This is a genomic window from Sorangium sp. So ce375 (assembly GCF_051473855.1).
In the GTDB taxonomy this organism is placed as follows: Bacteria; Myxococcota_A; Polyangia; order Polyangiales; family Polyangiaceae; genus Sorangium.
In genome coordinates this window covers 8,639,328-8,662,094 of sequence record NZ_CP150335.1, presented here as the reverse complement: position 1 = coordinate 8,662,094, position 22,767 = coordinate 8,639,328, and the positions used below count along the sequence as shown (strand labels likewise).

Sequence of the window (22,767 nt, the reverse complement as noted above, 5' to 3'; positions counted from 1 at the left end):
CGGCGCGCTCAGCCGTCGATGACCTTGGTTTGACCGGGGTTGAGGATCTGGATGACGCCGCCCCAGGAGCACATGAGCTTTGCGGCGTTGTCGAGGGCGGGCATGCCCTTGAGGAGCACCTTGGCGCTGCCCGGGATCCAGGTGCCGGCGGGGGCGGGGACGCAGGGCATGGGGGTGAGGACGCCGAGGGCAGCGGCGGTGGCCGAGGCGACGGTGGGGTTCGCGAGGGAGGTGCAGGCGCCGAAGGGCATGACGTTGACCATCGGGGCGCAGTCCGAGACGTTGCCGGCAGGCAGGGTGGCCATGGCCTGGTGGACCGGGAGGACCATCAGCGTGGCGGGGGCCATGCCGAAGCTGCACATCATGGTGGCGCCGGCGCAGACTTGAACGGCCATAGAGCAGGGGAGGATAGGAGAGATGGCGGCGGGGGCGAAGTTTCCTGTCGAACAGGTGACGTGGGCGGAGCGGCGGACCAGGGATGGCGTTACCAGGGGCAGCCCGTTGGCTTCCCCTTCGCCAGCTCTCCGTGCAGCCACGTGAGCGTTACGTTTCCGGATTTGATGATCCAGGCGACTTCGTCGGGCTCGTAGCTCCTCGGGTGAGCTCCGGTGATCTGACCATAGTATGGACCGAGCGAGACGGTCTCCCCCGTCATTTCGTTCCAAACGGTCCACTTCGCGGCGAACTTGTAGACGATGTCGTCATCCTCCGCGATGCCCTTGCCCTTCGAGTATCCCGGCTGATCGATGAAGACCCACTCGTTCAGCGTCGCCGACTCGCTCCATTCAGAGGTATATGGCTCTTTTTTGCTCCAAGTGCTCTTGTCCTTGTGACCCTTGTGGGTCCCATCGATGATGATGGTCTCGTCGTAGGCTTCTTGCTCGTATTTCCAGTTGTCGTAGTTGTAATCTTCGGCCTTGTGGCCCGTTTCGAGGCCGAAGTACACCGTGATCTTGATGTAGAACTGAGCGGTCGTCGGCCCCCCATTGGGGTGCTTCATCCATTCTACCTTGATGACACTGAGCTTGGCGTCCGGCTTTGAAGATCGCCGCTCGCGCAGCTTCATCGGCTGGAGCGCAGTCCGCGCGCCCTTCTGGTCGAGCGTCGCGCGCCCCTTCGTGGACGCCGTCGCGGGGTGGGGCGGCCTCGACGGCTTGGAGGGCGCCGCCTTCTGCGCCACGGCGGCGGGGTGAGGCGGCTTCGACGGCTTGGAGGGCGCGGCCTTTTTCTGCGCCACGGTGGCCGGGTGAGGCGGCTTCGACGGCTTGGAGGGCGCGGCCTTTTTCTGCGCCACGGTGGCCGGGTGAGGCGGCCTCGACGGCTTGGAGGGAGGAGTCTTTTTCTGCGCCACGGTGGCGGGGTGCGGCGGCTTCGTCTGGGCTCGCTCCATCTCGGCTCCTCCGGTCTTCAGCTCTCGTCCTCGGCTCCTCCGGTCTTCAGCTCTCGTCGTCCAGCGCCTCGTACATCACCCTCGGCCTGGGCGCCGCCCCGTCCTCGGGCACCGGCACGCTCGCGGCGCGCAGCACGTCGAGCGCAAACGTCGAACACTGGCGCTTCTCCAGGCTGTAGCGGTATCGCCCCGACTCGTACTCGGCCACCTTGGCCATCGCCGCGCGCGCCTGCTGCGGCGTGATGGCGTACGCCCGCGTCTTCACCCCCGGCCTCTCGAAGGCGTCCCTGTCGTCGTGGACGACGCCCTCGACACCCATCCTGAGCCGGCCCAGGTCCCGCTGCGGGTCGTAGCTCGAATAACGGGCCGGCGAGAACCCGAATGCGCGCCGCTGCCCGCTCGGCTCCTCGATCGCCACGAAGCTGTGCCCCGAGAGCGGCTCCGGCAGCTTCTGGTCGTGCATGTAGGCGCCGACCAGGAGCCGATAACCACCCTTTGCCTGCACGCCGCCCTTGGCTTGCGCGCTGCCCTTGGCCTGCGCCCCCGCCGGCCCGCCCGCCCCGCCAGGCGCCGGTCCCGACGAGCCAGGCCCCATCTTGCCCTCCGCCGCGGCCTTTCCGTGCCGATCCGCCTCGGCCTCGAGCTCGAAGTCCTGCACCACCGCCACTCCGTCGCCGTAGGGGTTCGCGACGCGCCCCTCGCGCTGCTGCACCACGTGGGTGAGCTCGTGGCCGAGGAGCTCCTGGCCATACCGCGTGTGCGGCTGGTAGTGCTCGGGCGCGAAGTAGAGGTCGGAGCCGAGCGTGAAGGCGAGCGCACCGATCGACGCGGCCTCCGGGCCGACGTGGACCCGCACGTCGGAGAAATCGGCGCCGAAATAGCGCTCCATGCGGAGCTGCACGGAGGGCGGGAGCCGGTGCCCTGCCTTCGCGGGCCCCTCGAGGAAACCAGCCGGCGGCTGGAACGCGTGGACGTCGGCCTCCTTGCGCTGCGCGACGCCGGCGGCCCGGGGGGCCGCGCCGAAGGGCACCCGCGGCTGGGCGACGGTCGCGGGGTGCGGGGGGCGCGGCGCGAAGCTGAGCCCGGGGCGCGGCTGGGCGACGGTGGCGGGGTGCGGGGGCCGCTGGCGGAGGTCCATGGCGGCGCGCGGCTGCGCGGCGGTGGCCGGGTGCGGCGGCAGGACGGTGCGGGCGAAGCGCTGGACCGCGGTGCCCGCAGGGACGCGGCGCTCGGGGAAGAAGGCCTGGATGACGCGGGGGAGCGCGGCGGGACGCATGGCCGATGGTGATCAGGATATCACGCCCGCCCGCGGAGGCCCCAGAAACCTGCTACCTGCCTCTGCTGCGCACGTGCGACAGCATTACGTGGAGCCGCACCATTCTCGACTTGGGCACAGCTGCGCGGTGTCAGGCAGCTGGTCCTCGTCGAGGCAAGGATGCTAGCGATTTTCTCGAGAAAAGTGCCCCAGTCGAGACTAGTCCGCAGCCGAGCTTTGACCAGACGGCACCGCGCCTCCTGGCGCGCGAGCGCCTCGATACCTTCCGCGTGAGCGCACCGTTGAACGATCTCAGAGCGGGCGGGCACTCACCGAAGGAGCACCGACGCCAGGTCGCCGGCCCGTCCGTAGACGTGGGTCGCCGGTGCTCTCACGCGCCAAGTCTCCCGCTGTTCTCGGGAGCTCGCGGCGCGCGTTCTCCTTCCACCCAATTCGACGGCGTCTTTCGGAATCTCGGTCTTCGACCGCCCTTTCGAAAAGCTGCAGATCAGCGCTCGATACCCTCGAACGCCGATTCAGGTCGCACTTTTCCCCGAGGAGCTCGCATGAATCGTAGTCGTTATTTGTTCTCGGCGCTGTCCTTCCTATCCGCTCTCGTGGTCGTCGCGTGCAGCGACGCCGAGAAGGGCAGCAGCGGCTCATCCGGCTCCGGTCCGGAGAACGGCAACGCGGAGGCGCTGCCGTGCGACGTCGACAAGATCCTCTCCACGAAGTGCCAGACCTGTCACGGGGCGTCCCCGAAGTTCGGCGCGCCGTTCCCGCTGGTCGACCGGAGCGATCTGGTCGCGCCCGCGGTGAGCGATCCCAACAAGAAGGTCTACGAGCTCGTCGCCGCACGCGCCCGCGACACCGCGCGCCCCATGCCTCCGCCCCCGACCGAGCGCCTGACCGCCGCGGAGCTCGCGATCTTCGATCAATGGATCGCCGCCGGCATGCCGGCCGGTAAAGACACGTGCGTCGACCCGGGCGGCGGCGGAACCATCGACCCTCCGACCCTGAGCTGCACACCGGATGTCCTGCTAGCGCCGTCCGCGCCTTACGTCATGCCGAAGGGCGTCCAGGACCAGTATATGTGTTATGGGGTCGATGTAGAGATCGGCCAGAAACGACACCTCGTCGGGGTCGTGCCCCACATCGACAACAGCACCATTGTACACCATATCCTGCTCTTCAAGGCGGATGAGGCGTCTCCCTCGACGCCCACGCCGTGCAGTGGGGGCGACATCATGGGGCCTCTTTTGGCCGTCTGGGCGCCCGGCGGCAAGGCCACGGAGCTGCCGCCAGAGGCGGGCTTCCCGCTGGAAGGCACGGCACACTTCACAATCCAGGTGCACTACAGCAACATCAAGGGCCTCGACGGGCAGCAAGACAGCACCGGCTTCGACGTCTGCACGACGACGGAGCTCCGCCCCAACGACGCCGGCATCTTCGCGTTCGGCACAGAAGACATCAACATCCCGCCTCACGGCTCGCTCGACGTGAGCTGCGATTACCAGTTCCCGCGGGATATGGGGGCGCTTTCGGTGATCAGTGTTATGCCGCACATGCACACCCTCGGCAAGCACCTGTCGAGCAACACGGTGCCCACGGACGGCAGCGAGCCGAGCAACCTGGGGCTCGCCGATCCGTGGAACTTCGACAACCAGATCTGGTACGATAACGATACCATCCTTCGAGGCGGAGACACCGTGAGGACGCGTTGCGCGTGGGACAACCCGGGCAACAGTGTCGTGGAATTCGGGGACCGGACGCTGGATGAGATGTGTTATAATTTCGTGATGTACTATCCGTCTCAAGAGCTAGAGTTAAAGGTGGGGGACTGGACTTCTCCGACGGACGACGTGTCCTGTGTGACGACAAAATAGACCAGCTCGTGCAAGACGCGCGGCCTGTGCCCAAGCGGAGGCGCGCGCCGGCCCACGCGGAGCCGGTGCTATCGGCGGGGAAAGGGGTGGTGAGCGCTCAAATGGCGATCGCGGTCTCGCTCGATCTGACCGTGCTGCGAAGCAGATCGTGGCATGGGTGAAGCGGAACGTCCGAACGAGGCGCTTGGTAGGTGACCGAGCGCGGCGCGTTATCGGCCGCTGCGCTGCCAGGGTAGGCGGTACCCGAGCCGCGGCAGATCCAGGACTCGAAGGCGAACTGAAGGGAAAACGCGATGTGTTGCTCCGGCTCGTCGCGCGGGCGGGGATCGCGCTCTCGGACGGCGAACGCAGCCGCATCCTGGCGTGTGAGGACGGCGCCACCCTGGATCGGTGGGCGGAGAACGTTCTCCGGGCAAAGACCGCTGCCGACGTGCTCGTCTGAGACACCCTTCGCCTGAGCCCCGACCGGCGGCCCGCCAGGCCCTCCGACCAGCGGCTCCCGGCACATTGTTGCCATCCACCAGCCGCGGCCGTTAGGTTCCCGCCCCTGGTGGACATCCCCGCCGCCCTCCGCTCCCTCGAGCTCTCCCGCGAGGACGACGTCCCCGAGCTCGCCTGGCTCACCGCGAGCCACGACGATCCCCCGGCCTTCTGGTCCGCCCTCGCCGAGCACGCGCGCCGCGCCGGCCCCGCCCCGCGCAGCCGCCCCGGCGACGCCCACGACCTCTACCACGACGCCATCGCCCGCCACGCCGGCGCCGGGCGCGCGGCCTTCGTCGGCTACGAGCGCCGCGCCGGCTGGCGGTCGCTCTCCTATGCCGAGCTCGCCGCGCGCGCCTCCGCGTGCGCCCGGCGGTGGGCCGCCGACGGCGTCGCCCCCGGCGCCGCCGTCGCCCTCGTCCTCCCCCTGGGCATTCCCTGGCTCGTCGCGTTCGGCGCCGCCCTCCGCCTCGGCCTCGCCGTCTCCTTCCTCGCCCCCGCCGGCGAGCGCGCCCTGCTCCGCCGCCTGAAGGCGCTGGATCCCGCCCACGTCGTCGTCGATCCCGACGCGCCGCCGCCCATCGGGCCGTTCGCCGAGCTCGCCCTGCCCCTCACCGGTGACGGCCCGCCGCACGCCGCGCCGCCGTACGCCTACGCGCCCGACGAGCCCTGCGCGCGCCTCTTCTCGCCCCTGCGCGCGCCCCTCGCCGAGCCGGTGGACCTGCCCGCGGCCGCCGCGTGGCAGCGCGCCCTCCACGACGCCGTGCTCGCGTACCGCCTCGGCCCCGGCGACGCCCTCGCGCTCCCCGGCTTCCACCCCCAGCAGCACCACCCCGCGGCGCTCCTCGCGACCTTGCTCGCGGGGGCCACCTTCGTGCACCTCACCCACGCCGACGTCCTCTCGCGCCCGGCCCTCCTCCTGGAGCAGCCCGTCACCACCCTGGGCATCAGCCCCGCGCTCTGCGAGGCGCTGCGCAAGGCGCCGATCGGACGGCCGCCAAAGCTGCGCCAGTGGGTGCGGAGCGTCGATGAGCCGCTCGACTGGGTGGCGTGGAACGACCTCGTCAAGAAGAACGACCTCGCCAAGGTGCCGTCGACAAATCTCCTCGTCGACGCCGCGGCCGGCGGCGCGGTGCTGTTCTCGACGCGGCGGCCCGGCAGCGTCCAGGCGCTCGCGCTGCCGGCGGCCGGACAGCCCTATACGCTCTTCGATGCGATCGGGAGCGGCGAGCCAGCGATCGGGGGCGCAGGCGTCTTCGTGCCGGTGCCCGACGGCGATCCGAAGAAGGACGGGTGGTTCGTGCTCGCGCGGCGCGGCACGGAGTTCCTGTGGGGCGGCACGCTCGTCCCCCGGCGCGCAGGGCGGGTCTTCCCGGCCGCGGAGCTCGCGGAGCGGATCTCGGAGGTGCCCGGCGTCGCGGGCGCCTGCGCGGTGCCCGCCCCCACCGGGGACCCGGGGGGGCGCTGGGCCTTCGTCCTCCTCGCGTTCGCGGGCGCGCCGCCGAGCCGCACCCCCACGCACGCCGCGCTCTCGGCCGCGATCGACGCCGCCGTCCGCGAGGACCTGGGCGACGACTTCCTGCCCGATCGTGTCACCGTGCTCCCCCTCTACCCCCGCAGGAAGGGCCGGAAAGTGGACGCCGCGTGGTGCGAGCGGCAATATTCGTCGGGCTTCCTGGCGGCGAAGGCGCAGCACCCGGTGTTCCGCCGCCTCGCCGAGCTGCGGGGCCTGGTCCTCGGGGCCTGAGCGCGGGCGACCGCACGGATCCGCTGCATGATCGACCTCGCCATCGTCTCGCGCGCGCTCGACGGCCCCGGTCAGGACGTGGCCGAGTCGGCCATCGATGAGATGGTGCGCCTCATCCAGACGGGGGAGCACCGGGAGGCGGCGAGGCAGGCGGCGAAGGCGCTCGCGGCGGGCGGCACCGACGTCCGGGCGATCACCGCGCTCCTCCTCGGCGCCTTCGTGGAGCGAGGACCTCCGGCGCTCCCCGAGGTGCTGGACGTCCTGACGGGCGCGATCGGGCGGCGCTGGGAGGCGCTCCGACCCGCGGCGCGGCGGGAGCGGGTGGTCGACTCCGCCCTCTGCCTGCTGTTCCGGAGCGTGAAGTCGAGCATCGACTTCCACGAGAGCGCGCGCGACGCGACCTGGCGCGCGTGGGCGCAGCGGATCGAGCGCGATCTGGTGCGCGCCTGCCTCGAGGCCGCCGCGGCGTTCGAGGCCGCCACCGCCGAGCGGATCGCGTCCCCGCGCTGCGCCGTGGAGCTCGCCGGCCTGAAGGCGCGGATCGATCTGTACCTGCAGCGGGTGCCCCAGCGCGAGCCCCCGCCGGCGCCGGCCGCCGCCGCCGAAGAGGAGCCGGAGGCCGGGGAAGAGCCGGAAGAGGCGACCGCCGCGGGCGACGCGCCGGCGGCGCCGGACGCGGCGCCTCCCGCCGCCGGGAGCCACGAGGGCGAGCCCGCGCCGCAGGCGCAGGGGGCGCAGGTGATCGAGGTGTCGCCGGCGCTCGCTGGCTTCATCCGCAAGCTCGAGGCGTTCGCCGGGCTCGTCGAGCGGGGCGAGATGGGCAAGGCCGCGATCGTGGCCCGGGACATCAAGGCCGCGGTGGACGACTTCGATCCGCGCGTCTACCTGCCCGCGCTCCTCGCGCCCCATTTCCGCCTGCTCAGCGCGAACATCGAGGCGATCGCGCCGCACTGGGCCGCGGCGGGCAGCCCGGCGTGGGAGGCGCTCGAGCAGCTCTACCAGGTCGATCTCGACGCCTTCCTCGATCCGTGAGCGACGCGATGGCCGCCGCCCGGAAGCCCCCCGACGAGGATCCCGCCGACGACGGCGGCCCCGAGGCGCTCGAGGCCGCCATCCGCCGGCGCGCGAACGCGTTCGACCCGCCCGCGCTGATCGCGCTGCTCCGCGAGAAGCTCCCCGGCCGCGCCATCCGGTTCCGCTGCCACCCGTCGCTCTCCACCCGCTCCGCGATCGTTCACGACGTCGAGATCGCGCCCGATCACGTGGTCGTGACCCTGAACCTCGGCCTCCGGAGCAGCACCAGCCCGCTGCCCTCGTATTTCCTCGAGCTGCTGGCGCACCCGCGCGCCGGCCCGGCGCTGGAGGGCATCCTCGCGCTGCTCGACGATCGGCTGCTCCGCGACCGCGTGGACGCCCTCCTGCCCGAGCTCGCGGAGCGGCTCTTCCCCCGCGCGGCGGACGTGCGCCGCGACGCGCTCGCGCTGGCTCGGCCGGCCTCGCCGCTCGCGCTGCACTGGATCCTCGAGAAGGTCTACCCGGAGCTCGCCGTGAGCGTGCGCCGCGCGCCGGTGCGGCGCGGCATGCCGGCCCAGGACCCGCGCCTCGGGCAGGCGGTGCTCGGCTACGCGGCGCTCGGGGGCGAGGCCGAGGTCGCGGCGCCCGGGCTCGACGCGCTCCTCATCGCCGAGGAGTCCACCACGTGGAGCGGCGAGCCCTGGGCCGCGGAGGCGCGGCGCCGCCTCGCCGCGCGCGTGCTGCCGGCGCTCCGCGATACAGGCCTGCACCTGCGCGTCATCCTGATCGATCGCCAGGCCGAGGGCCGGCTCGATCTCGTAGGCAAATCCCACCTGGGATTCGAGCCGATCGTGCGGGCGCGCCCACCCAAAGCGATCCTCTTGTTCGAGGGGCGCGTCCCTACGGCGTGACCTGAAAGTTGTTCCGCGAGCGATGAGTGTGTGAGCCTATGTGTCGTCCGGGGGCAGCGCCGTGTGCAGAGCGCGCCACCCGAGCGCCCCTGTGCCCCAGCGAGGAAGGAGGACGGCGTTGAGCAAGCCGATCCAGGAGCAGATCTTCAAGTCGCGCCTGACGATTACTTATCGGACCAACATCACCGGGACAGTCCAGCAGGAGAAGCTGCCTTATCGACTGCTCGTCCTGGGCGAGTTCGCGGGCCGATCCCTCCGCGAGGCGGGCCTGCTTCCCGACCTGGCGAAGCGGAGCATCCGAACGATCAAGCGCGGCACGACGGTGAACGATCACCTGCGCGACCGCGAGGTCACCCCGATGTGGCGAATCCCGAAGGACGACGAGGCGCTCCGGCCGCTCCGGAGCGCCATCCCCGGGCAGATCCATTTCGACAAGGTGACGGTCCGCATTCCCCTGACCGCGCTCGAGCAGGACGGCGAAAAGGCGTTCAGCCTGACCGGGTCGGCGCGCTTCGAGAGCAAGGCGACCGACAACGGGATGACCGACATCACCGGCGAGGAAGTCCGCGTCCACGGCTCGGTCACGGTGACCATCGCCAACCGCACGGCGACGGCGAAGAGCGTCAAGATCGATCTGACGGGCGCAGTCGAAGGGGCCTATGAGGATCCGTCGACGAACAAGGAAGTCATGCGCGTCACCGGGCTCCTGGAGACGCGGGGCCTCGCGCTCGACGACAAACGGGTGAAGGTCGTGCCGGCGGACGAGGACGATGAGGACGCCGCCGCGGCCGCCGGGGACCGGAAGGTGAAGGTCTTCACCGTCCAGGTCGAGGGCCCGGAGCCTGTCTTTGCGGAGCGGACCATCCCGTTCCGATCCGTCGACGCGTTCTCACCGGACGAGGTCGCCGCCAGCATCCCCGAGGTGTACCGCCTGCAGGTGCTCAAGAAGCTCCTTCTGGAGCTGCAATCAGGGCTCAGGAACCGGCCCGATCTCCGCAAGCGGCTGAAGGACATGCTCCCGGGTTACGGTGAGCCTCCGGCGGCGATCGAGGCGAAGCTCCAGGGCTTCCGCGACCTCAAGGAATGGGCGGGCGAGAGCTTCCCGCTGCTCCGGATCGAGCAGACCGCCGTCGCCGCGCCGGCGGGCGGCGGCGCGGCCCCGGCGGGCGGTGGTGGCGCGGCTCCGGCAGGCGGTGGTGGCGCGGCTCCGGCAGGCGGTGGTGGCGCGGCCCCGGCAGGCGGTGGTGGCGCGGCCCCGGCAGGCGGTGGTGGCGCGGCCCCGGCAGGCGGCGGTGCAACCCCGGCAGGCGGTGGCGGCGCCGGCGGCTCGTGAGCCCCGGACTCTAGGATGAGAGCGCTCGGCAAGACGAGGCGGGAGAATCAGCGATGGCTCTGACGGACAAAGCGAAAGAGTTGCAGGAGCGTCTCCTCGAGACGCTCGGGGAGACGCCGGGGGATCTCTACAAGGATGATCATCCCAGGGCGGTGATCAGCACGGCGATCACGCCTGCGGGGGCCGCCGCCGGGGGGCCGATGACCTTCGGTGGGGACGGCGGCGCGGTCGCGCCGGCCGGCGTGGCCCCGCCGCTCCATTTCGACGATCGCAGCACGGAGCTCAACGAGGGCTCGCGCTTCATGAACGCGCTCGCGGTGCTCCTCGTGAACAGCGCCGACATCAACCGTGACCTGAAGAGCTTCAGCGATATCCTCGACACCATCACCCGGCTCACGGCCACGATCGACAAGAAGATCTCCACCTACCTGGATCGCGTCTACCACGACGACGACTTCCAGGCGCTGGAGGCCGCGTGGCTCGGGCTCAACGACCTCGCGTCGAGCGTGAACGACGAGGACGTGACCATCGACTTCATCGATGTGAGCAAGGACGAGCTCTACAACGACCTCGTCGATCACAAGTCGGACATCTTCGGGGGAGAGCTCTTCAAGAAGGTGTACATCGAGGAGTACGATCGCTACGGCGGCAAGCCGTTCGCCTCGATGATCGGCCTCTACGAGTTCACGTCCTCGGACGAGGACATCGAGTGGCTCAGCGTGATGAGCAAGGTCGCGAACGCGAGCCATTGCCCCTTCGTGTCCTCGGTGCACCCGACGTTCTTCCAGCCGAGCAAGACGATGGAGGAGGTCGCGCAGATAAGCGATCTCGACGCGGTGCTCGCGCACCCCAGGTTCGGCAAATGGCAGGAGCTCCGCGACACCGACGCGGCCGCCTACATCGCCCTCACGCTGCCGCGCTACCTGCTCCGCCGGCCCTGGGCCAACGGCGCGTCGGTCCGGAAGGGCAACCAGATCGGGTTCGGCGAGACCGTCCACCCCGGTCGCACCGACGACGCGAGCAACTTCCTATGGGGGAACGCGGCGATCCTCTTCGCGAGGAACATGGTGCGCTCCTACGAGCAGAGCGGCTGGGCGCAGCACATCCGCGGCCCCAAGGGCGGCGGCATCGTCGAGGGGCTCACCGTCCACACGTACACGAAGAACGGCTACGAGGAGATCCAGCCCCCGGTCGAGATCGCCGTCCCCGATTACCGCGAGCTCCAGTTCGCGAAGAACGGCTTCGTCCCGCTGGTGCACAAGAAGAACGAGGCCACAGCCACGTTCTTCAGCTCCCAGTCGATCAAGAAGCCGCGCTTCTTCGTCGCGGACGAGGACATCCAGACAAAGAACGCGCACCTCGTGACGAACCTGGCCTACACGTTCTCGATCACCCGCATCGCCCACTACGTGAAGCGGATGATGCGCGATTACATCGGGAGCACCGCCGACGGGCCGTACATCCAGCGGGTGCTCGAGGGCTGGCTCGGCCAGTACGTCACCACGATCACGAACCCCGACGACCTGACGCTGCTCTATTACCCGTTCAAGGCGGTGGCGGTCGAGGTGGAGCCGAAGCCGGGCCCCTTCGGCTGGTACAAGGCGACGTTGTCGGTCCTGCCGCACGTCCAGTTCGAGGGGATGGACGTAGAGCTGCGCCTCGAGGCGGCCCTCGGCGGGCCCTGAGCCCGCGAGGCCACGCGCTCGAGCCCCCATTGCGAGAAAGGATGAGCGGCCATGCCGACGTTCCGTAGAATCCTCGATATCTATCAGGGATACAATTACAAGAAGGACAAGCAGACGCCGGTCGGCTTCATCACGAAGCTGAAGCTCGGCGACACAGATCTCACGGCGGACCAGACCTGCAAGGACCCGACGAACCCGACGACGGATCTGAAGGCCGTCGCCGTGCTGTCGGATATCCAGTGGGACACGGGTATCACCGACGCGATCTATTTCTCCGGCCAGGTCTCCGTCAGCAACAAGCAGAACATCCTCACGCTGGTCTACACGTCGATGACCAACGTCCTCGCGGAGTTCCAGTTCTCCGTCTATGACTACGACCCGCTGGCGAAGAAGTACTTCCTCTGCTTCCACAGCAACCAGACGGACATGAAGGGCATCCTCGAGAAGAACGGGGACGACCTCAACCTGGCCGTGGCGGACGACGCGTCGACCCAGGTGCAATCGCCCGAGAACTACGCCGCCACCACGGGCATCAAGCCGCAGCCCACGGCGCAGGCGCTCCAGGTCGCGGTCGGCGACGGCAAGAACTTCGCCAAGGCCTGGGGCCTCACGGTCGGCTGAGCCGGCCGCTGGGAGCACCATGGCGGCCTCCACCCTCGCTCGTCCGACGTGGCGGATCGGGCAGATCCTTCTGCCCGAGCACTTCTTCGGCCTCGAGGCGGCGCTCGCGGCCGAGGCGGCGCTGCGCGCGGGGCTCAGCGCGCCGTCCTACGGCGTGGCCCGGCTGGAGTGGAACGGCGACGATCCGACGGACGGCGTCCTCTGGCTCACCGGGCTCACCGCGGTGCTGCCGGAGGGCGCGCTCGTCGACGTGCCGGGCAACGCCAGGGTGCGCGCGCCGCTCGATCTCAAGGAGTCCGGGCGGCGCGAGGTGGAGGTCTTCGCCCACGTGCTCGACTCGGCGGGCGATGGCGGCGATGGCGGCGACGGCGATGAGGGCGAGGCGCCGATGGAGCTGCCCTCGCCGCGGGAGATCCCGCGGGCGTTCCACGTCATCGAGCTCTCCACCGAGCGCGCTTTGACCGGCGCCCGCGGCCGCGTCCCCCTCGGCCGCTTCACCCTGCAGCGCGGCGCGTTCCGCCTCGACGAGGCCTCGGCGCCGCCCCTCCTGCGCCTCGACACCACCCCTTACTTAACCCGCGCGCTGGCGTCGCTCCGCGGCGATCTCGCGAGCCTGGAGAGCGCGCTCGACGCGCGGGCGATCGACGCGCTGGGCCGGGGGGAGTCGCTCGGGCCGGTGCAGCGCGTGCGGCTCGAGGCGCGCAAGCTGGCCGCGCTGCTCGAGGACCTCGAGCGCGGCGTGCCGCTCCACCCCTACGCGGTGTTCTCTGCGCTGCGCGCGTTCTCGCTCGACATCTACCTGCTCGAGGAGCGCGACGCGCCGTGGCGGCCGCCGGCCTACGACCACGACGCGCCGGCGCGCTGCTTCGGCGAGGTGCTCGCGCACCTGGGGCGCCGGATGGCGGCGCCGCAGCCGTCCTCGCCGGCCATCGCCTTCCTCCCGGACAACGGCCGCCTCGTCGTCGCGGAGGTGCCCGACGAGGCGCTCTCGGCGCCCGAGGTCTACGTGGCCGTGCTCAAGGCGCGCGCGGCCGATCGGGTGCCGCTCGAGGGCGTGCGGCTGGCCAGCCCGAGCCGGCTGCGGATCGTGCGCGAGCACGCGCTGCGCGGCCTGCGGCTCACGCCCACGTCGAGCGCGCCCTTCCGGCACGGCTTCGGCGGGGCGGTCGACTTCTACCGGGTCGTCGGCGGCGCGGCCGGCGAAGAGGGCGGCGAGTGGGCGCACGCGACGCGCGAGCGCGCCCTCGCGTTCCATCCGCCGCCGCACCTCGAGGGGCACCAGGTCGTCCTCTGCTGGAGGCGGCCGTGATGGCTCTATACTCGGGCGCGGAGGCGCTGGATCGTGTCGTTCTTCGGGAAGCTCGCAGGCAATCCGGACGAGGGGCCGCTCGAGAGCATCGCGCGGAACCTCGAGGCGGTGCTCAACGCGAAGCGCGGGCACGCCGGCGCCGTGGAGGTCTTCGGGATCGGGAGCTACGACGGGACGCACGCCGCGAAGCCGTTCGTCGCCGCGCTCACCCAGGAGATGCTGGAGCAGGTCAGGCGCTACGAGCCGCGGCTCACCGAGCCCCAGCTCACGCTGATGGGGCGGGATCGCGCGCTCTGGGTGCGCTTCCAGCTCAGCGGGCGCTGCCGGGGCCAGCCCTGCTCGTTCGCGATCCTCTTCCACAGCGTCCTGCGCGGCGTCCGGGTGTTTCCCGCGGCGTAGCGCCGGGGGGAGGGGCGCGGCCGTGAGGGAGCGCCTTCAGATCTCGCTCACCCTCACGCTGGCGGGGACGGCGCACGAGATCCCCGGCGGCGACGTGCGCGGCCTCGGGCTCGAGATGCACGCCTGGGGCGTGGAGGGCTGGGTGGAGTTCGTCGTGCAGGCCGACGACGGCCGGCAGGGGAAATACGCCGACGCGATCTTCGAGGATTTCCAGAAGCCGGACCTCGCCGAGATCTCGCTCTCCCTCCAGGCGGGGCACCTCGAGACCGACACCGAGGCCTCGGACGCCGTCGTGGAGACGGGCGGCGTGGTGCTGGAGCGGGCGCTCCGCGAGGAGGTCCACCAGCCCGACCGCGAGTCTGCGGACGCGCTCTCCCGGTACTACCGGGTGAGCTTCGCCGACCCGGCGCGCGCCCTGTGGCGCCAGCACTTCCCCTGCGAGCTCACAACGAACAAGTCGTTCAAGGACGTCATCGAGGCCCACAAGGGGGCGAAGGCGACGCTGACGTACGACTTCGACCCGATCACGACCGCGGAGCCGCTGCTCTTCTTCCACCTCGATCCGGCCTCGGGGAGCAGCTTTTACGATCTCGTGCTGTGGTACGTGCGGCACCGGGTGGGCGTGTTCACCTTCGACCACGCGGCGCGGACGTACGCGATCAAGGGGGCCAAGGACACGAGCGGCACGGCCGCCGAGCTGCCCGCGGACGACGTCGCGCGGGTCAGCTCGGTCTTCCCGGCGATCCCGCGGCACAAGCCGCGCGTGCGCTGCTCGTACACGGAGTCGCCGCGCACCGAGGTCTGCGACAACGCGAACGCGGCCGACGGGGTGTTCCGCGACGTGCTGATCCGCACGCCGATCGCCGCGGACGTCGACGGCCGGGTGGCGCTGGAGAAGTCGCGGCCGCTCCTGCCGGGGCGGGAGGTCGAGGTGGTGTTCCGCCGCTTCCCCACCGTGGCCATGGCGCCGGGGAGCCTTGTGTCGATCACCGCGACCGGCGGCGGGCACAGCGCCGCGCTCCTCCTGGCCTCGGATCCATGGCGGGTGTACCGGCTCTCGATCGAGGCACGCGCCGTCGACGAGGGGCCGGAGCAGAGCTACGGCGAGCCGACGACGGGGTTCGAGGTCTCGATGTCGGCCCGCCTCGAGGCCAAGGCCGAGCCCGCGCAGCGGCTGCCGCCCATCGTGGATCCGCGCTTCCCGGGCTACCTGGAGGGCAAGGTGGTGAGCACGGTCGGCGAAGACGCCCTCATCACCTACCAGTTCGCGACGGACTCGAGCACCTCGGTCGAGCGCTACACGATCAAGATCCCCCTCTTCGACGACCAGGAGATCACCGCGCCCTACGAGCCGACCTCCGGCGCGGGGACGCTCTACCTGCCGCTCTACAAGGGCGAGCGGGTCCTCTGCGCGCTCGATTTCAACCGGGCGCGCGTCCAGACGCTGCTCGACTGGCGCGCCGACGCGCGGGTCCCCCTCGACGGGCAGGGGCAGCACCTGTTCCTCGGCAAATCGGCCACGAACAGCACGTCGGTGCGCCACGATTACCAGGACGATAAGCCCGTGCTCCGCGTCCTGCGCACGAACGACAAGGACACCGTCCTCCTCCAGCTCGAGGAGGGCAAGCTCACCCTCAAGGTCGAGGAGAAGCAGGGCTAGCCGCGATGGGGACCCTTGTCTGCACCATCGAGATGGACAAGGCCGCGGGGCTGACCGTCACGATCGCCAACGCCGACGGCAAGATCACGCAGACCGTCAAGATGGACGGCACGATGATCGAGCTGAAGGTCGCGGGTGATCAGGCGACGAGCGTCATCCAGCAGGTGGCCGACAAGATCACCATCACGTGCAAGCAGTTCGAGGTGAAGGCGGAGGAGACGATCGCCCTCTCCTCGGGCAAGGCCTCCACGTGGAAGAGCGGCGACGCGCTCACGGTGCAGAGCGCGAAGGACATGACCCTCTCGTCGGACGCGAACGTGAGCGTCTCCGGGCAGAAGATCTCGGCGGAGGGGCAGACCGAGGTGAGCCTGACCGGCGCGTCCACGAGCAAGCTGTCCCTCGCGAGCGCGGGCGCGACGCTCTCCTCCGGGGGGAAGCTCGAGCTGTCGCAGGCGCAGGCGGCGATGTCGGGGGTGCAGGTCCAGGTGAAGGCGGACGGGATGATGTCGCTCGAGTCGACAGGGGTCGCCACGCTGAAGGGCAGCCTGACCAACGTGCAGGGCAACCTGGTCAACCTGGGGTGAGGTAGGGAGCATGAGCGCGATCGGCGAGCAGCTCTCCGCGATGTTCCTGGCGGAGCTCCAGGCGCTCGACGCCTTCGCGGCGCGGCGCGAGGCGGAGGGGGGCCTCCTTCCCGGGCGCGACGACCCCGACGTCCGCCGGATCCTCGAGGCGATGGCGTTCTTCTCGGCGCGGACGCGCGCAGCCGCAGCCGCCGCCACCCGGGCGGCGGTGCGGCGCATCGCCGCGGGCACCCTCGACGATCTGCTCGCGGTGTCGCCCGCGGCGACGATGGTGCAGGCGGTGCCGGACGGCGGCCTGCTCGAGCCCGCGGGGCTGCCGGCCGGCACGCTCCTGCGCGTCTCGACGCCGGAGGGCAAGGTCGGCCTCTTCTCCACCGCGCGGCCGCTCATGGTGCTGCCGATCGAGATCGAGGGCGCGGCCCTCTCCGAGGTGCGGCGCCGGCTGCGCCTCACGCTGCGGCTGCGCGCGCTCCGGCCGATCCGGGGCGCGGTGGAGCTCCCGATCTACGTGCGGCGCTTCAACGATTACCGCGCCTCGCTGGCGCTGCACGACGCGATCGAGCAGCACGTGGTGCGGGCCTTCGCCGAGATCGACGGCGGCGGGCGCGAGGTGCCGTGCGGGATCTCCTTCGGCGCGGAGCCGCCGCGGCGGCTCGTCGACGAGGCCGGCGAGCCGGGCGCGCTCGCGCGGATCCGCGCGTTCTTCCACCAGCCGGAGCAGGACCTGTTCGTCCACGTCTCGGTGCCGGCGGCGCCCTCGCCGTGGAGCGCGCTCGCGATCCACGTCGAGCTCGACGAGGCCTTCCCGGCGGACCTCGGGGTGTCGCGCGACGCGTTCCACCTCTTCGTCGTGCCCGCCGTGAACGCCTGGACCGATCTCTCCGCGCCCATCCTCTGCGACGGCACCCGGGACGGCTACCCGGTCCAGAGCCCGAGCGCCGTCCTCGAGGCCGTCGAGCTCACGGGCGTGCGCGGGGTTTACCGGAGCGACGACCGGGGGCGCTCGCCGATCCTCCCCGCCGCGCTCGCCCAGGGGGCCGGGCGCAGCCCCGGCGGTGGACAGAGCGGGGACACGTACGAGCTCGAGGAGGACGAGGAGGGCGGCCCGCCGCGGCTCCGCCTGCAGATCGCCGGCGCGTTCGAGAAGCCCGCGAAGGTCCAGGTGGACGCGCGCTGGTCTCAGCCCGCCCTCTGGTCCTCGGCGGTGGGCCGGCTCGCGATCGTGCCGCAGACGCGGCACCTGCCGGCGGTCTCCTTCCGCGCGCTCGGGGCGCTGCGCCGCCCCGAGGAGAGCCCGCTCGCGCGCGATCCCGCCCGCTGCCTCGACGTGCTCTCGCTGCGGATGCGGCCGGCGCTCTCGCAGCGCGACCTGGTGGGCATGCTGGAGATCCTCGGCACGGGCGCCGACGGGCCTTACCGGGGCGCGCACGCGCTCGTCGACGCGCTCGAGGTCGCCGAGGCGCCCGATCCGGCGCGGCGCGCGGCCGGCATCCGGCGGGTCTACCGCCTCGCGCTGCGGCGGCGCAGCCCGGAAGACGCGCCGCTCCTGCGGCGGCTCGCGGTGCAGGTGGTCGAGCTGCTTGACGCGTGGACCGAGGATCCGGTGGACGTCGAGGTCGACGCGCGCGCCGACGCGCCCCGGCGGGCGCTCCCCGCCGGCGGGGGGCGGCCGTGACCCCCCGGATCTGGGCGGAGATCGTCGCGGCCCACGAGGACGGCGAGCGCATCATCGCCGCGGAGTTCGGGGAGCGGGCGTCGCGGCTCGACGTCGCGGCGCTCAGGGCGCGCTTGCGCCGCCGGCTCGACGAGCTGCTCGCGGCGATCTCTCCCCCGGCGAGCGAGGACGACGCCGTCTCCGCCCTGGTGCCGCTGGTGCTCCTGTTCGACGAGCGGGTCGAGGGCCGGCTCGGCCGGATCGACGCCGAGGATCCGCCCGAGTGGCCGGCGCTCCAGCGCGACCTGTTCCCTGCGGGCGACGGCGGCGACATGTTCTACGAGCAGGCGGCGGCCCTGCTGCGCCAGGCCGCGCCGCCGGCGCTCGTGACGGGCGCCTACCTGTACTGCCTCAAGGCCGGCTTCCAGGGGCGCCTCGTCGACGATCCGGCCCAGATCCCGCGATGGAAAGAGCGCCTCGCCTCGAGGCTCCCAGCGGCCGCGCCCCTCGCGGCGGAGCCGGAGAAGGCCGCGTCGCGGAAGGCGCGGCCGCGCTGGCAGTACACGGTGGCCGCGGTCGTCGCCCTCCTCGCGCTGCAGGTCGTCCTGTTGGCCATCACCCGCGGGATGTGATGCAGTTGGCCGCTATGGCGGCCGATCCCGAGCGCAGTTCCCCCACGTCGCCGCTGCTCGAGCGCTGGCGCGAGACGGCGCCGCAGCCGGCCGCGCGGCCGCGCGCGCCGTGGCCGGTGGACCGGGCTCCGCGCGAGCCGCCCGCCGCGCCGCCTGCGCATCCGGTCGACCCGAAGGGCTGCGTCCCGGAGGGTGAGGCCGCGCCGCCGCCCGTGCATCCGGTCGACCCGAAGGGCTGCGTCCCGGAGGGTGAGGCCGCGCCCCGGGATCCGAAGGGCGAGGCCGCACTGCGGGATCCGAAGGGTGAGGCTGCGCTGCGGGATCCGAAGGGTGAGGCTGCGCTGCGGGATCCGAAGGGTGAGGCCGCGCCCCGGGATCCGAAGGGTGAGGCCGCGCCCCGGGATCCCGTCGCGCTCCTCGCCGAGCTCGACGCGGCGATCGCCGCGGCGGCGCCGCCGGCGGTCGTGCCGGTCGCGCGCGCGGCGCTGGATCCCATCCGCGCGGCCCTGGGCGTGCCCGAGGCGGAGCGCGATCCCGCGGCGCTCCTCCTGGCCTTCGAGCAGGCGGAGGACCTCCTCGAGGCGCTCCTCCTCGCGGCGCGGACCCCGCCCCCCAGGGAGGGCTGATGCGAGCGGCGAGCGCGGCACCGCCGGGCCGCGAGGGGAGCTGGCCCCCGTGAGCCTCTGGATGATCGTCGCGCTCGCGGTGGTCGGGGTCGCGCTGGTGGTGCTCGCCGTCATCCTGCTCGTCCGGCAGCGCCGCCGCGCGCCGAAGGTGCCCTCGACGCCCCCGCTCGGCGCGTCGTGGTCGCACTTCCTGGACGGGCTGCCGGCGAGCGCCCGGCGCGATCCGATCGTCGTGGTGCTCGGCGAGCGGCTCGCGGGCAAGTCTCGGCTCGCCGTCGCCGCCCTCGAGCAGGGCGGCACCCCGGCGCTGGCGGCGCCGGACGCCCCCGAGGACGCGCGGCTCACCCTCTTCGCCGGCCGGCAGGTGCTCGTCCAGGAGATCTCCGGCGATCTCCTCGAGGACACGCGCGCCGAGGCCCGGGACGCCCTGCGCGAGCTCTGGGAGCCGCTCGCGCTGGAGGTGCCGCTCGTGGTGGTCGTGCTCGACCCGCGCGCGCCCTCGTGGTCGCCGGGCGGGTTGCGGCGCCTGGGCGCGCTCGCGCGCGAGAAGATCGACCTGCTCACCGCGCTGCGCGGCACGCCGCCGAGCGTGCGCGTGTGCCTGACCCGCCTCGACGAGGCGGTTGTGGGCTTCCGCGAGCTCGCGCCGATCGCCCGCGACGCCGGCCACACCGCGGAGCTGATCCCCGCCGGGCGCAGCGCGTCCGAGCTCTCCGCCGCGATCGCCCCGCTCGGGACCTACCTCTCCCCGGCGCTCGCGGTGCTGTCCCCCGAGGCGCTCGGCCGGGCGACGCGGTTCCTCAACGTGTGCGGCCCCAATCTCCTCGGCGCGCTCGCGCCGTTCCTCGAGGCGCTGCTCGGCGGCCGCGGCGCCGCGGCCCCGTCGCTCCAGGGCATCGTGCTCGCGGGGCTGCCGGCGGAGGGCGACGTCGGCGCCTCGATCCTCGGCGATCCGCTCTCGTTCGACGGCGCGCTGGTCGACCGGGACGCGCTCGCGCTCGACCGCCGTCGGTCGCGGACCGCGATCTTCGCCGCGATCGCCGGGGCGGCGCTGCTCCTCGGCGCCTACGCCTGGCACGCGCGCGAGCTCGGGCGCGCGGGCGACGCGGTGGATCGGCTGGCGGGGGCCGTGGAGGACGCGCGGCGCGCGCCGCCGAGGAGCTGGCCCGCGAACGCGAAGGCCCGTGAGGCCGAGGCCGCCGCGGCCGACGCGCTCTCTTCCGCGCTCCGCCCGCTCTGGCCCCCGCTGCGCGTCGCGTTCTCGTCAGAAAAGCGGGACCAGGTCGAGCGCTTCCTGACGAACCTCCGCGAGCTCTACCTCCTGCCCCGCGCGCGCGGCGGCGAGCGCGTCCGGCGCATCTACGCCCTCTCGCTGCTCTACGCCTCCAGGGACAACGCGCTCGGCGAGCGCATCCGGGGCGCGCCCGACGCGTGGGCGGCGGCGCTCGAGATCCCGTCGCGGATCGCGCTCGACTACATCGAGCGAAGCGACCGCTCCTGGTCCGGCACCGTGGAGCCGCGGCCGGGCGGCGAGGCCGATGTCTCGATGGCGGACTGGGACGGCTGGCTCGACGCGCTCGACGAGGCGCTGCGGCGGGAGACCATCACCCAGGACGCGCTCGACGCGCTCCAGAAGCGCGGAGCCGAGCTGTCCGAGTCGATCGGCGGCGCGATCGAGGTGGGCGGGCTGGACGCCGTGATCCAGGACCTCCGGGCCGTGCGCGGCGACGAGGAGGTGGACGCGCTGCTCGGGTCGGGGGCGACCCGGCAGCAGGCGCCGCGGTGGGTGAGTGAGAACCGCGAGGGGCTGGAGGGGCTCCTGGCGATGGTGAAGCAGGGGAGCCTCGCCGTGCCCTCGGCGAAGGGCAAGGGCCTCCGCGACGCGCTGAAGGACCTCGCGGTCGCCGGGGGCAACGCCGGCGCGAAGGACGCCGCCATCGCGCTCGTCGTCGACGGCGAGGCCACGCGCACCTACCAGACCGGGGCCTTCTCGGATCTGCTCCGATCGAGCCGGTCGGGCCTGTACGTGCGGGCGTTCATCGACGACGTGGCGGCCGCGGGGCGGTCGCTCTTCTTCGCTCGGGCCTCGGATTACCCCGCGGTCGGCCTGGGTGACACGCGCCTGCGCGGGCCGACCCGGAGCCTGCCGGGCACGTTCACGGCGCGGGCCGTGGACGCCGAGATCAAGCCGCCGCTGCTCGCCTTCGACGCCGCGCTCGACGCCGCGCGCGTGCCCCGCGACGACCGCGCCGCGTTCACCCGGCTCGTCGCCGAGGGGATCGCGCGCCACGCGTCCGAGCACCGGGCGGCGCTGTGGGCGTACGTCTCGAGCTTCCACCTCGACGTGAGCTCCGCCGCGGGTCTCCGCGCCGATCTGGAGGCCATGGTCGGCCCTGCGTCCTGGTTCACGGACTTCTGGGTGACGGTGGCGGAGAACGCGCGCGTGGAGCCCGAGGGCAACACCTACCTCCAGGTGCTCGCGGACGCGCTCGCCGCGTTTCGACCGATCGTCGAGGTGATGACGGGCGAGAAGGGGAAGTACCCGGCGCTCGACCAGTACTACGCGGTGATCTCGCCGATGCTGCCCTCGCTCGACGACGGCGCGCCGGCGGCGCCTGGCGCGGCGGACGCGCCGCTCGCGGATCGGCTGCCGCCGATCGGGAAGCTCGGGCTCGCGATCCTCGACCTCGACAAGCCGGCGCCGCTGCAGCAGGTGACCGCGTGGCTGGACGGGGCGCGCATCCACGAGAAGGCGCAGCGCGAGCCGTTCCTGATCCCGGTGGAGCTGGCCTACGAGATGGCGCTCCAGCGGGTGGAGCGGACGATCGACTCGGCGTGGCGGGAGCAGATGCGGCCGCAGGTGGCGCCGCTGCTCGCTCGCTTCCCGCTGGATCCGCGAGGTGAGACGGAGGTGTCGCCGGACGATCTGCTGGCGACGGTGGGCCCGAAGGGGACGTTCCGGTCGGGGGTGGATCTGATCCTGGGGCCGGTGTGTCGGAGCGCGAAGGCCGCCGGGTGTACGCCGAAGGCGCCGGCGGGGTCGCGCGCGGTGAAGGTGCCGGGCGAGGCGGTGGGGCTTTCGGCGTGGGCGGACAAGCTCTCCGCGGCGCTGTGGGATGACGGCGGGAAGCCCAAGGCGATCGCGCTCCAGGTGCGGCCGCAGATGCTGCCGGAGGTGCAGTACGGGGCCGAGATCGGCGTGACGCGATCGTTCCTGCGCTCGGGCGAGACGACGGTGTACGGCTTCAATCAGGTGCCGGCGTGGCGCCCGCTGCCGGTGACGTGGTGGACCTCCAGCTCCGCCGGTGCAGGGATGGAGCAGACCCTGGTCAAGGCCAGCGAGCCGCGGGCGCAGACCATCGAGGTGAGCGGCTCCGCGTGGCGGTTCTACCGGCTGCTCTGCCGCGCCGCCGGGGGATCGGAGGGGGTCGTGACCTGGCCGTTCGATCCGCCGGTCTCGTTCGACATGCAGCCTGACCCGTGGGCGCTCGTGGTGCCGCCGGGGAACCGCGGGCGGCGGTGCGTGAGCCTGGTGGCGGCGGGGGACTGACGGGCGGGTGCGTTTCGCCGCGAGAGGTGGC

19 protein-coding genes are annotated in these 22,767 nt (G+C 72.1%); 16 read left to right on the top strand and 3 right to left on the bottom strand.

Annotated elements, in window-relative coordinates; genetic code table 11:
* Nucleotides 1–8: 8 nt before the first annotated feature.
* The 3 genes from WME90_RS32160 to WME90_RS32150 all read right to left on the bottom strand — a co-directional run bounded on the left by WME90_RS32160 (nt 9) and on the right by WME90_RS32150 (nt 2,666).
* A complete protein-coding gene (locus WME90_RS32160; protein ID WP_437275860.1) occupies nt 9–395 on the bottom strand; it encodes a DUF4280 domain-containing protein in 387 nt (128 codons plus the stop codon).
* A gap of 89 nt (nt 396–484) precedes the next feature.
* Nucleotides 485–1,390: a hypothetical protein gene (locus WME90_RS32155; RefSeq protein WP_437275859.1), complete on the bottom strand. Its 906-nt coding sequence runs from the start codon at nt 1,388–1,390 to the stop codon at nt 485–487.
* A gap of 46 nt (nt 1,391–1,436) precedes the next feature.
* Complete coding sequence (locus tag WME90_RS32150; RefSeq protein WP_437275858.1) at nt 1,437–2,666, bottom strand: eCIS core domain-containing protein; 1,230 nt, start codon at nt 2,664–2,666, stop codon at nt 1,437–1,439.
* 545 nt (nt 2,667–3,211) lie between these two features.
* Here WME90_RS32150 and WME90_RS32145 point away from each other — a divergent pair.
* The 16 genes from WME90_RS32145 (at nt 3,212) to WME90_RS32070 (ending at nt 22,736) form a co-directional block, all read left to right on the top strand.
* Complete coding sequence (locus tag WME90_RS32145; protein ID WP_437275857.1) at nt 3,212–4,531, top strand: peptidylglycine alpha-amidating monooxygenase; 1,320 nt, start codon at nt 3,212–3,214, stop codon at nt 4,529–4,531.
* A 157-nt stretch (nt 4,532–4,688) separates the two neighbouring features.
* Complete coding sequence (locus WME90_RS32140) at nt 4,689–4,973, top strand: hypothetical protein (protein ID WP_437275856.1); 285 nt, start codon at nt 4,689–4,691, stop codon at nt 4,971–4,973.
* Nucleotides 4,974–5,081: 108 nt separating this feature from the next.
* Nucleotides 5,082–6,758 (top strand): AMP-binding protein, encoded by a 1,677-nt coding sequence (locus tag WME90_RS32135; RefSeq protein WP_437275855.1) that lies wholly within the window; start codon nt 5,082–5,084, stop codon nt 6,756–6,758.
* A gap of 27 nt (nt 6,759–6,785) precedes the next feature.
* Nucleotides 6,786–7,790: a type VI secretion system protein IglI family protein gene (locus WME90_RS32130; RefSeq protein WP_437275854.1), complete on the top strand. Its 1,005-nt coding sequence runs from the start codon at nt 6,786–6,788 to the stop codon at nt 7,788–7,790.
* Nucleotides 7,787–8,683, top strand: coding sequence for a hypothetical protein (locus WME90_RS32125; protein ID WP_437275853.1), 897 nt, complete (start codon nt 7,787–7,789; stop codon nt 8,681–8,683). Before WME90_RS32130 ends, WME90_RS32125 begins: the two co-directional genes overlap by 4 nt.
* 118 nt (nt 8,684–8,801) lie before the next feature.
* Entirely contained in the window at nt 8,802–10,016 is a 1,215-nt protein-coding gene (locus WME90_RS32120; RefSeq protein ID WP_437275852.1) for a type VI secretion system contractile sheath small subunit, read from the top strand.
* An 80-nt stretch (nt 10,017–10,096) separates the two neighbouring features.
* The gene (tssC, locus tag WME90_RS32115; protein ID WP_437275851.1) at nt 10,097–11,701 is read left to right on the top strand and encodes a type VI secretion system contractile sheath large subunit; all 1,605 of its coding nucleotides are present in this window, start codon (nt 10,097–10,099) and stop codon (nt 11,699–11,701) included.
* 51 nt (nt 11,702–11,752) lie between these two features.
* On the top strand, nt 11,753–12,322 hold the full coding sequence (locus WME90_RS32110) for a hypothetical protein (protein ID WP_437275850.1): 570 nt from the start codon (nt 11,753–11,755) through the stop codon (nt 12,320–12,322).
* A gap of 19 nt (nt 12,323–12,341) precedes the next feature.
* Nucleotides 12,342–13,631 carry a type VI secretion system baseplate subunit TssK gene (tssK, locus tag WME90_RS32105; protein WP_437275849.1) on the top strand — a complete coding sequence of 430 codons (1,290 nt, stop codon included), beginning with the start codon at nt 12,342–12,344 and terminating at the stop codon, nt 13,629–13,631.
* A 33-nt stretch (nt 13,632–13,664) separates the two neighbouring features.
* Nucleotides 13,665–14,030 (top strand): GPW/gp25 family protein, encoded by a 366-nt coding sequence (locus WME90_RS32100; RefSeq protein WP_437275848.1) that lies wholly within the window; start codon nt 13,665–13,667, stop codon nt 14,028–14,030.
* Nucleotides 14,031–14,052: 22 nt separating this feature from the next.
* Nucleotides 14,053–15,690 carry a hypothetical protein gene (locus tag WME90_RS32095; protein WP_437275847.1) on the top strand — a complete coding sequence of 546 codons (1,638 nt, stop codon included), beginning with the start codon at nt 14,053–14,055 and terminating at the stop codon, nt 15,688–15,690.
* Nucleotides 15,691–15,695: 5 nt separating this feature from the next.
* The gene (locus WME90_RS32090; RefSeq protein ID WP_437275846.1) at nt 15,696–16,274 is read left to right on the top strand and encodes a hypothetical protein; all 579 of its coding nucleotides are present in this window, start codon (nt 15,696–15,698) and stop codon (nt 16,272–16,274) included.
* A 10-nt stretch (nt 16,275–16,284) separates the two neighbouring features.
* Nucleotides 16,285–17,949, top strand: coding sequence for a type VI secretion system baseplate subunit TssF (locus WME90_RS32085; protein WP_437275845.1), 1,665 nt, complete (start codon nt 16,285–16,287; stop codon nt 17,947–17,949).
* Complete coding sequence (locus tag WME90_RS32080; RefSeq protein WP_437275844.1) at nt 17,946–18,560, top strand: DotU family type IV/VI secretion system protein; 615 nt, start codon at nt 17,946–17,948, stop codon at nt 18,558–18,560. The genes WME90_RS32085 and WME90_RS32080 overlap by 4 nt, the downstream gene beginning before the upstream one ends.
* Nucleotides 18,560–19,186: a hypothetical protein gene (locus tag WME90_RS32075; RefSeq protein ID WP_437275843.1), complete on the top strand. Its 627-nt coding sequence runs from the start codon at nt 18,560–18,562 to the stop codon at nt 19,184–19,186. Before WME90_RS32080 ends, WME90_RS32075 begins: the two co-directional genes overlap by 1 nt.
* Nucleotides 19,187–19,235: 49 nt before the next feature.
* On the top strand, nt 19,236–22,736 hold the full coding sequence (locus WME90_RS32070) for a hypothetical protein (RefSeq protein ID WP_437275842.1): 3,501 nt from the start codon (nt 19,236–19,238) through the stop codon (nt 22,734–22,736).
* Nucleotides 22,737–22,767: the final 31 nt, after the last annotated feature.

Bases quoted from the DNA above. Each gene is read 5' to 3' on its own strand.
- tssK (WP_437275849.1), top strand. From the start codon at position 12,342: ATGGCGGCCTCCACCCTCGCTCGTCCGACGTGGCGGATCGGGCAGATC.
- WME90_RS32130 (WP_437275854.1), top strand. From the start codon at position 6,786: ATGATCGACCTCGCCATCGTCTCGCGCGCGCTCGACGGCCCCGGTCAG.
- WME90_RS32090 (WP_437275846.1), top strand. From the start codon at position 15,696: ATGGGGACCCTTGTCTGCACCATCGAGATGGACAAGGCCGCGGGGCTG.
- WME90_RS32085 (WP_437275845.1), top strand. From the start codon at position 16,285: ATGAGCGCGATCGGCGAGCAGCTCTCCGCGATGTTCCTGGCGGAGCTC.
- WME90_RS32145 (WP_437275857.1), top strand. From the start codon at position 3,212: ATGAATCGTAGTCGTTATTTGTTCTCGGCGCTGTCCTTCCTATCCGCT.
- WME90_RS32150 (WP_437275858.1), bottom strand. From the start codon at position 2,666: ATGCGTCCCGCCGCGCTCCCCCGCGTCATCCAGGCCTTCTTCCCCGAG.
- WME90_RS32160 (WP_437275860.1), bottom strand. From the start codon at position 395: ATGGCCGTTCAAGTCTGCGCCGGCGCCACCATGATGTGCAGCTTCGGC.
- WME90_RS32075 (WP_437275843.1), top strand. From the start codon at position 18,560: ATGCAGTTGGCCGCTATGGCGGCCGATCCCGAGCGCAGTTCCCCCACG.
- WME90_RS32155 (WP_437275859.1), bottom strand. From the start codon at position 1,390: ATGGAGCGAGCCCAGACGAAGCCGCCGCACCCCGCCACCGTGGCGCAG.
- WME90_RS32110 (WP_437275850.1), top strand. From the start codon at position 11,753: ATGCCGACGTTCCGTAGAATCCTCGATATCTATCAGGGATACAATTAC.